The organism is Streptosporangium sp. NPDC006013 (genome assembly GCF_040614275.1).
Taxonomy (GTDB): Bacteria; Actinomycetota; Actinomycetes; order Streptosporangiales; family Streptosporangiaceae; genus Streptosporangium.
This window is the reverse complement of record NZ_JBEXUE010000417.1, coordinates 1-8,775: the sequence shown is the minus strand read 5'-3', so window position 1 is coordinate 8,775 and position 8,775 is coordinate 1. Positions and strand designations below refer to the sequence as shown.

Here is an 8,775-nt window from a genome sequence, read left to right as displayed (position 1 = left end):
TGCACCGTTCCGAAGCCCGCCACCACGACACCCGCCAGGGCCAGGTACGCCCGGCGGCCCGGCGCCGGGGTCCAGGAGGGCGCCTGGCCGGACCTGCGGCTGCGCGGGTCTATCCTGAGTACCGACGACATGGTCGCCAGGGCCGAGGGTTCCGAGCACGAGAACCCGGCGGCCGTCTCCGCCGCGCTCGCCTCCCAGCTGCTGGCCGAGGAGCGTCGGCTGTTCTACGTGGCCGCCACCAGGGCCAGGAGCAGGCTCATCGTCACCGCCGTGGGCGGCGACGACACCGAGGAGCGGCCCTCCCGCTTCCTCACCGAGCTGGTGCCCGGCTCGACCGAGGAGGCGGGCGTCGATGAGCGGTCCCGCTGGCTGAGCATGTCCGCGCTGGTGGCCGACCTGCGATCGGCGGTCACCGACTCCACCAGGCCGGAACCGCTGCGCAGGGCGGCGGCCGAGCACCTGGCCAGGCTCGCCGCCGCAGGAGTGCCCGGCGCCCACCCCAACGACTGGTACGCCCTCACCCCCGTCTCCGACGACCGCCCGCTGAGCTGGCCCGACGACATCGTGCGCGTCTCGCCCTCGGCGGTGGAGAGCTTCAGCAAGTGCGGCCTGCGCTGGCTGCTGGAGACCTCGGTGGGTGCGGGCGGTACCGACGTGGCCCGAGGTCTGGGCACCGTCGTGCACGCGCTGGCGGTCCTCGCCGCGACCGGCATGCCCACCGAGGAGACCCTCGGCAAGCGCCTGGACGAGGTCTGGAACGAGCTCGACTTCGGCGGTGTCTGGTACAACCGCAAGCAGCGCGCGGTCGCCGAGGAGATGATCTCCAAATTCGTCGCCTGGCACGAGAACAACCCCCGGACACTGGTCGGCCTGGAGGAGGCGTTCACGGCCATGGTCTCCGAGGGGGTGCAGATCAAGGGCCGGGTCGACCGGGTCGAGCGCGACGGTGAGGGCCGAGCCGTGATCATCGACATCAAGACCGGCAAGACCGGAGCCAAGGACACCGAGCTCGAACGCCACCCCCAGCTCGGCGTCTACCAGCTCGCCGCGCTGCTCGGCGCCTTCCAACGGCACGGCCTGACCGAGCCGGGCGGCGCGGCCCTGGTCCAGGTGGGCGACGCGGCGGGCAAGAAGCAGGCCAAGGAGCAGACACAGCCTCCCCTGTCCGACGACCCCGACCCGGATTGGGCCAAGGACATGGTCGGCACCGTCGCCGTCGGCATGTCGGGGCCGTTCTTCCAGGCCAAGGTCAACGACGGCTGCCGCACCTGCGCCGTACGGTCGAGCTGCCCGGTCAGCAAGAACGGAGACCAGGTGTGCTGAACCGCCTCGGCGCGGGGTGTCTCCGGCACCACGCGCCGTTCCCCGGGCACGTCCGTGCCGCTCTCCGGCACCGGGGCCGTGTCGCGTCCACCGGGGGCGCCGCGTGCTGAGCCCGGTTCAGCTTGCCGCCAAGCTGGGCATCCTGCCGCCGACCCCGGAACAGGCGGCCGTGATCGAGGCCGGGCTCGAACCGATGGTGGTGATGGCCGGGGCCGGGTCGGGCAAGAGCGAGACCATGGCCGGGCGCGTCGTCTGGCTGGTCGCCAACGGGCTGCTCCGCCCCGAGCAGGTGCTCGGCCTGACCTTCACCAGGAAGGCCGCCGCGGAGCTGGCCGCGCGGGTGCGCGAGCGGCTCAACGGTCTCGTCGAGGTCGGGCAGGTGCCGGCGGAGCTGATGGAGGGCGAGCCGACCATCTCGACGTACCACGCCTACGCGGCCCGTCTGGTCACCGAGCACGCCCTGCGCGAGGCGCTGGAGCCGACCATGCGCCTGGTCTCCCCGGCCGTCTCCTGGCAGCTCGCCAGCCGGGTGGTCAGCGCGTACGACGGACCGATGGAGCAGGTCGAGTGGAGCCCGGCGACCGTCACCCGGGCGGTGCTCGAACTGGCCGGTGAGCTGGCCGAACACCTGCGCACCCCGCAGGACGTGCGTGACGTCGGCACCAAGCTCGCCCAGCGGTTCGCCGAGCTGCCCGGCACCCCGACCAAGGACCAGCGCAGACCGCTGCTCACCCAGCGGGCCAGGGAGCAGCTGCTGCCGCTGGTCGAGGCGTACAACCGCCTCAAGCGCAGCCGGGAGGTGGTCGACCACGGCGACCAGATGGCGCTGGCCGCCAGGATCGCCGACCGGCACGCCGACGTCGGCGAGATCGAGCGCGGGCGGTTCGCCGTGGTCCTGCTGGACGAGTACCAGGACACCAGCCACGCCCAGCTCGTCCTGCTCCGCGCCCTGTTCGGCGGCGGCCACCCGGTGACGGCGGTGGGCGACCCCTGCCAGTCCATCTACGGCTGGCGCGGCGCCTCGGCGGGCAACCTCACCCGGTTCCCCCGTGACTTCAGGACCGCCTCGGGGGAGCTCGCGCCCGTCAACCGCCTGTCGGTCAGTTTCCGCAACGGCGACGCCGTGCTGGACGTCGCCGCCCGGCTCCAGCTGCCGCTCCGGATGGAGGCCAGGGAGGTACCGGTCCTGGTGCCCGGTAAGAACCGGGTCGAGCGCGGCCGGGTGATGTGCGCCTTCCACGAGACCGCGGACGACGAGGCGCGCTGGGCCGCCCTGGAGATCGCCAGGGTGCTGGGCGTCGAGAGCGCGCCCGACGGCATGCCGTGGGGCGACGGCGAGCGTAAGAAGGCCAAGCAGAGCATGTGGGGCGGGCCGCAGTCGCTCCAGCCGCACGACGTGGCGATCCTGGCGCGCAAACGCTCGCAGTTCCCCGCGCTCCGCAAGGCCCTGGAGGAGCGCGGCATCCCGGTCGAGGTCGTCGGCCTGGGCGGCCTGCTCCTCGTGCCGGAGATCGCCGACATCGTCTCCACCCTGCGCGTGATCTACGACCCGAGCGCGGGGGACGCCCTGGTGCGGCTGCTCTCCGGTCCCCGCTGGCGGATCGGCCCCGCCGACCTCAAGGAACTGGGCGAGCGGGCCCGCGAGCTGAACCGGGAGACCCGCGAGGGCGCGTCGCCGGTGGCCGACCCGCTGGACCAGGTCGTGGCCGACATGGCCGAGGAGCGCGGCAGCCTGGTCGACGCCCTCGACGAGCTGCCCGACCGTCCCGCCTGGCAGGATCTGTTCTCCCCGCTGGCGAGGGTGCGGCTGGTCGCCATGGCCCAGGAGTTGCGCCTGCTGCGCGCCCACACCGGCCAGCCGCTGCCCGACCTGATCCTGGAGATCGAGCGCAGGCTCGGCCTGGACATCGAGGTGGCGGCCAGGGGGACGGCCGTCGGCCCGTTCGCCGCCCGCGCCGACCTCGACGCCTTCCTGGACGCCGCCGCCCGGTTCGCCGGAGACTCCGAGGATCCCACGCTGGGCGCGTTCCTGGCGTTCCTGAAGGCGGCGGACGAGGAGGAGAACGGCCTGGACGCCGGGCGGGTGGGCGAGAGCAACAGCGTGAAGCTGATGACGGTCCATGCCTCCAAGGGGCTGGAATGGCCGGTCGTGGTGGTGCCCGGCCTCTCCCAGGCGCTGTCGAAGGCCGGGACGCTCACCGTAGGCACCGTGTTCCCGGCCCGCTCCACGACCAGCCCGAAGTGGACGGAGAACCCCCGCAAGCTGCCCTACCAGCTCCGCGGAGACGCCTCCGACCTGCCCGGACTGGCCGGGCTGGCCAAGGAGGAGCTGGCCGACTTCGACGAGCGCTGCCGCGACCGCGACCTGCTTGAGGAGCGCCGCCTGGCGTACGTCGCCGTCACCCGCGCCCACTACCTGCTGATCGCCTCCGGCTACCGCTGGGGCACCGCGTCCAGGCCGCTGGAGCCGTCGGACTTCCTGCTGGAGATCCGCGATACCTGCGGCAGGGTGGCCTTCTGGGCTCCGGAGATGGAGGAGGGCGCCACCAATCCGCTCCTCGCCGAGCCGGCCGAGGCCCGGTGGCCGATCGAGCCGGACGATGCCCGCTACGCCGCCGTTCTCGACGGCGCCACCATGGTGGAGGCCGCCCTCGCGGCCCTCGCCGGGGGGGCCGCTCCGGTCTCCTTCGAGGACGTCCCCTTCCCCGAGGCTCCCCGGGACTACGAGGATGTCCCTCTCCCCGAGGCTCCCCGGGACGAGGAGGTGCCCTTCCCCGAAGATCCGTGGGACGAGGAAGCGTTCTTCCCCGAGGATCTGTCGGATGGGGAGGATGACCACGGTGACACCGTTCCCGAGGACCAGGGGGGTGGTGATGTGCCCCTTCCCAGCGATCCGCAGGAGGGGAACGTGCCCTCTCCGGGAGCCCAGGGAAACGGGGATGTGCCTTTTCCCGGAGCGACGGACACCTGGCAGGGCGACCGCGCCGATTCCGAGGTCGAGGCCGGAGCCGGGGCCGAGGCAGGGGAACGGCGGCCGGTGCCGGCGGCCGAGCTGCGGGGGTGGGACAGGGAGCGGGCGAAGGCCTGGGAGCGTGACATCGAGCTCCTGCTCAGGGAGCGGGAGATGAACCGGCGGCGCGGTGCTGGCAGGGTGGAGCTGCCCACTCACCTGACCGTCTCCTCCCTCGTCACGCTGGCCTCCGACCCCAAGGCGTTGGCCAGGCAGATCCGCCGCCCGGTGCCCAAGAAGCCCGCGCCGCTGGCCCGCCGGGGCACCTCCTTCCACCGCTGGCTGGAGGGGCGCTGGGGCCAGCAGCGGCTGATGGACGAGTTCGAGCTGCCCGGCGCGTCCGACGACTTCGAGGAGACCGACGCCCACCTCGACCAGCTGCGCGACCGCTTCGAGGAGAGCGAGTGGGCGGGCCGGGAACCGCTCGACGTCGAGGTCCCCTTCGAAACCGTGATCGCCGACCGGGTGGTCCGCGGCCGGATGGACGCCGTCTTCCAGATCTCCGAAGGGCGCTACGAGGTCGTCGACTGGAAGACCGGCCGGCGTCCCAGGGGCAAGAAGGCCGAGGCCGCCGCCTCCGTCCAGCTCGCCGCCTATCGGCTGGCCTGGTCCCACCTGGCCGCCGTCCCGCTGGAGCAGGTGGGGGCGGCCTTCCACTACGTCCTGCTGGGCGAGACGGTCCGCCCCGTCGACCTCCTCGACGAGCACGGCCTCGTCACCCTCGTCGAGTCGGTCCCAGTCCTCGGCTGACCTCGGACTACCGGGCCGGGGTGTCCGGAGGCAGGAGGCGGTCCACCGCGTCGTTGATCAGGTCGTGGATCCGCGACTCGGGGAAGATGTCGGGCAGGGTGAGCCGCTCGACGATCAGCCAGTTCAGGGCCAGGTAGAGGAGCACGACCACGGTGGTGTCGCCGGGCAGCCCCGTCTTCAGGTGGTGTTCGATGTTGGCGTCGAGGTCGGCCCGGATGGTACGGGTGAGCACGGCGCGCAGCTCGGGGCGGCGGGTGGCCTCCAGCCGCAGCTCCAGCAGGGCCAGGTAGCCCGAGCGGAACTCGGTGATCCGGTCCACCACGTCGCGCATCAGCTTCGCCAGCCGTTCGCGGTCACGCGGCCCGGTCAGGCTGTCGGCCATGGCGCTCGCACCGGGGTGCAGTCGCTCGTAGATGCGCCCGCCGGCCTGGGTGAGCAGGTCGTCGCGGTTGGCGAAGTAGTTGGACGCGGTGCCGTTGGGGACCGCCGCCCAGGCGTCGACGGCGCGGAAGGTCAGGCCGCGCGCCCCCTCGGCCGCCAAAACCTCGATGGCCGCGTCGACGAGCGCCGCCCGCCGTTCCGGATTCTGCCTCATCGGACCTCCCGCTTGACACCACTCTAAGTGTAGTACTACGTTCAAACCACTTCGCTTAGAGTACTACGAACAGAGTGTTATGGACGAGGAGCGCCGATGCGAAAGCTCACCTACTACGTCGGCACCACCATCGACGGATTCATCGCCGGTCCGGACGGTGGGTACGACTTCTTCCCCGTGGGGGACGCCATGATGGAGTTCATCGCCGCCGACTGGCCGGAAACTCTTCCCACCGCCTACCGAGCCCATATGGGCCTTGGGGACGTCGCGAACAAGCGGTTCGACACGGTTCTGATGGGACGCGGCACCTACCAGCCGGCGCTGGACGCGGACATCACCAGCCCGTACGCCCACCTGCGCCAGTACGTCGTCTCGCGCACCATCGCCGAGATCGCCGACCCCGGGGTCGAGCTGGTCTCCGGTGACCCGGTCGAACTGGTACGGCGGCTTAAGCGCGAGGACGGCCTCGGGATCTGGCTGTGCGGCGGCGGGACGTTGGCGGGCGCCCTGCTTCCCGAGATCGACGAGCTGGTCATCAAGTGCTACCCGGTGGTCATCGGCTCGGGCATCCCGCTCTTCGCCATGAAGTCCGAGCCGAATCTCTTCGATCTGGTCGACACCCGCACCTTCGGAAACGGGGCCGTGGTTCTCACCTACACCAGGAAATGAGCCGCGCGTTCTCGACGCGATCGTCCGTCGCGAGGGGTTGTCCGGCTGAGAGGGAGGAGTTACCGTCTGACTTGTTGACCAGATTTCATAATTGGTCACGAGGTCAGAGGGAAAGGTTTCAGGGTGACGGAACGAGCAGGGCAGACCGTCGGCCGCGCCGACCGCATTCTTGACGCGGCGGCCGAGCTGCTCGTGCGCCTCGGCTACCGGAAGGTGACGATCGACGACATCGCCCGGCTGGCCGGCATCGGAAAGGGCACCGTCTACCTGCACTGGCGCACCAAGCAGCAGTTGTTCGAGGCCGTGCTGCTGCGCGAGTCCATCTGCTATGTCGAGGAGCTCCTCGACGAGTTGCGCCGGGACCCGGCGATGCTGCTGCCGCACCGCCTCATCCCCGCGTCGTTCCTCATCGTCGACCGCCGGCCGGTGCTGCGGGTGCTGTCCGAGGGATACCTGCGGCAGGCGCAGCACAGGCCGGCCAACGCCTTCCTGCACAGCCAGGAACTGCTCGCCTCCGAACGGTTCTACGACCTGATGACCCGGCACGGCCTGCTCCGCGACGACGTGCCGAACCTGGCGTACACGCTGAGCGCGACGATGACCGGGTTCCACGTCTACGAGAACCTGGACCCGATGGCCACCGCGCTGGACATGCGGGCCAAGGTCGACTCGATCGCCCACGTGGTCAGGCACGCCTTCGAACCGGCCGAGCCACCGGCGCCCGAGGAACTGGCCAAGGCGGCCTCGGAGGTCATCGCCGTCTTCGAGGACCTGATCTCGCCCTACCGCACCTGGATCTACGCGTACGAGAGAACGCACGAGCCCGGCTGATCCCGGACCCGTCCCGATGAGAAAGGCACGCCATGACCACCATCGCCGACACATGGGGCCTGCACGAGGGGCACTTCTGGCTACGCGGAAGGCGGCCGGACCAGCCGGTGAGCTTCGACGCCGGCACCGGGATGTGGAACGTCTACGGCTACCCCGAGGCACTGCGGATTCTCGGCGATCCGAAGACGTTCTCCTCCGATACCAGCCGCATGGTGCCCGAGGTCGCCAAGCCCGCCGAGCGCAGCCTGACGCAGCTGGACCCGCCCATGCACAGCAAGCTTCGCAAGCTCGTCAGCCACGCCTTCACCCCGAAGGTCGTCGCCGACCTCGAACCGCGCATCGCCACGCTGACCAACGAACTGCTCGACGCGGTGGCCGAGACGGGCCGGCTGGAGCTGGTGGCCGACCTCGCCTACCCGCTGCCGGTCATCGTCATCGCGGAGCTGCTCGGGGTGCCCAGCTCCGACCGCTACCTGTTCAAGCAGTGGGTGGACAGGATGTTCGAGGGGTCCCAGCGGTTCTCGCTCGTCAACCGGAGCGAGGAGCAGGAGCGCAACCTGGAGTTCGTCATGGAGCAGGCCAAACACCTGGCCGACTACCTTGGCGAACACGCCGCGGAGCGCAGGGTTCGGCCACGCGCGGATCTGCTCACCCAGCTCGTCGAGGCGGAGGTGGACGGTGAGCGGCTCAGCCAGGCCGAGGTGGTGAACTTCGCCAACGTTCTGCTGATAGCCGGGCACATCACCACCACCATGTTGCTGGGCAACACCGTGCTCTGCCTGGACGCCCAGCCCGAGCAGTTCGCTCGCGCCCGCGCGGACCGGTCGACGGTTCCCGCCGTGATCGAGGAGTCCCTGCGCTTCTTCAGCCCGTTCGCGGCCCTTGGCCGGGTAACCAACGTCGACGTCGAGCTCGGCGGACAGCACGTGCCCGCCGACCAGCTGCTCATGGTGTGGATCGCGGCGGCCAACCGTGACCCCCGGCAGTTCGCCGACCCCGACGTCTTCGACCCGAGCCGTGACCCCAACCCCCACCTCGGTCTCGGCCGGGGAATCCACTTCTGCCTCGGCGCGCCGCTGGCCCGCCTGGAGGGCAGGGTCGCGCTCGACATCCTGCTCGACCGCTTCCCCCACCTGCGCACCGACCCGGACGAGCCACCGCAGTTCATCCCCAGCCCCAACATGACCGGCGTACGGAAACTGCCCCTGCTCACCTCCGCCGGCTGAGCGGGCTGCTCTGCCAGGAGAAAAAGGGCGTGGAAGCAAACGCCTCCACGCCCTTTTCCTGGTGTTCGTCGCCCCTAGCAGTGTCGGGCGCGGGCCTTCTTGTACCCCAACGCGAATCCGCGCTTGTACTCTGCGGAACCGCTAGGGGTACTGCTGCTCACGCCGCTCGTGCAGGAGGTCTTGCCGGCCTTGTACCCGGCCGCGTACCCCTTCTTGCAGTTCTTGTCTTTCTGGCATTGCTTGGTCAGGGACGGTTTCGCCGTCGCGGTGTGCGCGGGGCTGGGCACTGCCGCCTCCGGGGCGGTCGGGGCTGCACCTCAGCGGAAACGTCAGCCGAAACTGGTAAGACCACTATTGGGATGGTTACCCAA

6 protein-coding genes are annotated in these 8,775 nt (G+C 70.6%); 5 read left to right on the top strand and 1 reads right to left on the bottom strand.

The window, feature by feature from the left end; translation table 11 throughout:
* On the top strand, positions 1-1,323 hold a 1,323-nt coding region (locus ABZ260_RS39835; RefSeq protein ID WP_355627940.1), incomplete at its 5' end, for a PD-(D/E)XK nuclease family protein.
* Between the two features lie 103 nt (positions 1,324-1,426).
* A complete protein-coding gene (locus ABZ260_RS39830; RefSeq protein WP_355627937.1) occupies positions 1,427-5,083 on the top strand; it encodes an ATP-dependent DNA helicase in 3,657 nt (1,218 codons plus the stop codon).
* A 7-nt stretch (positions 5,084-5,090) separates the two neighbouring features.
* Here the strand turns inward: ABZ260_RS39830 and ABZ260_RS39825 are convergent, their stop codons facing one another.
* Positions 5,091-5,678 carry a TetR family transcriptional regulator gene (locus ABZ260_RS39825; RefSeq protein WP_350921882.1) on the bottom strand — a complete coding sequence of 196 codons (588 nt, stop codon included), beginning with the start codon at positions 5,676-5,678 and terminating at the stop codon, positions 5,091-5,093.
* Positions 5,679-5,774: 96 nt separating this feature from the next.
* Here ABZ260_RS39825 and ABZ260_RS39820 point away from each other — a divergent pair, with 96 nt between their 5' ends.
* The 3 genes from ABZ260_RS39820 (at position 5,775) to ABZ260_RS39810 (ending at position 8,404) form a co-directional block, all read left to right on the top strand.
* Positions 5,775-6,347, top strand: coding sequence for a dihydrofolate reductase family protein (locus ABZ260_RS39820; RefSeq protein ID WP_355627932.1), 573 nt, complete (start codon positions 5,775-5,777; stop codon positions 6,345-6,347).
* A 123-nt stretch (positions 6,348-6,470) separates the two neighbouring features.
* The gene (locus ABZ260_RS39815; RefSeq protein WP_355627929.1) at positions 6,471-7,178 is read left to right on the top strand and encodes a helix-turn-helix domain-containing protein; all 708 of its coding nucleotides are present in this window, start codon (positions 6,471-6,473) and stop codon (positions 7,176-7,178) included.
* Between the two features lie 32 nt (positions 7,179-7,210).
* Positions 7,211-8,404, top strand: a complete 1,194-nt coding sequence (locus ABZ260_RS39810; RefSeq protein WP_355627926.1) for a cytochrome P450 — start codon at positions 7,211-7,213, stop codon at positions 8,402-8,404.
* Positions 8,405-8,775: the final 371 nt, after the last annotated feature.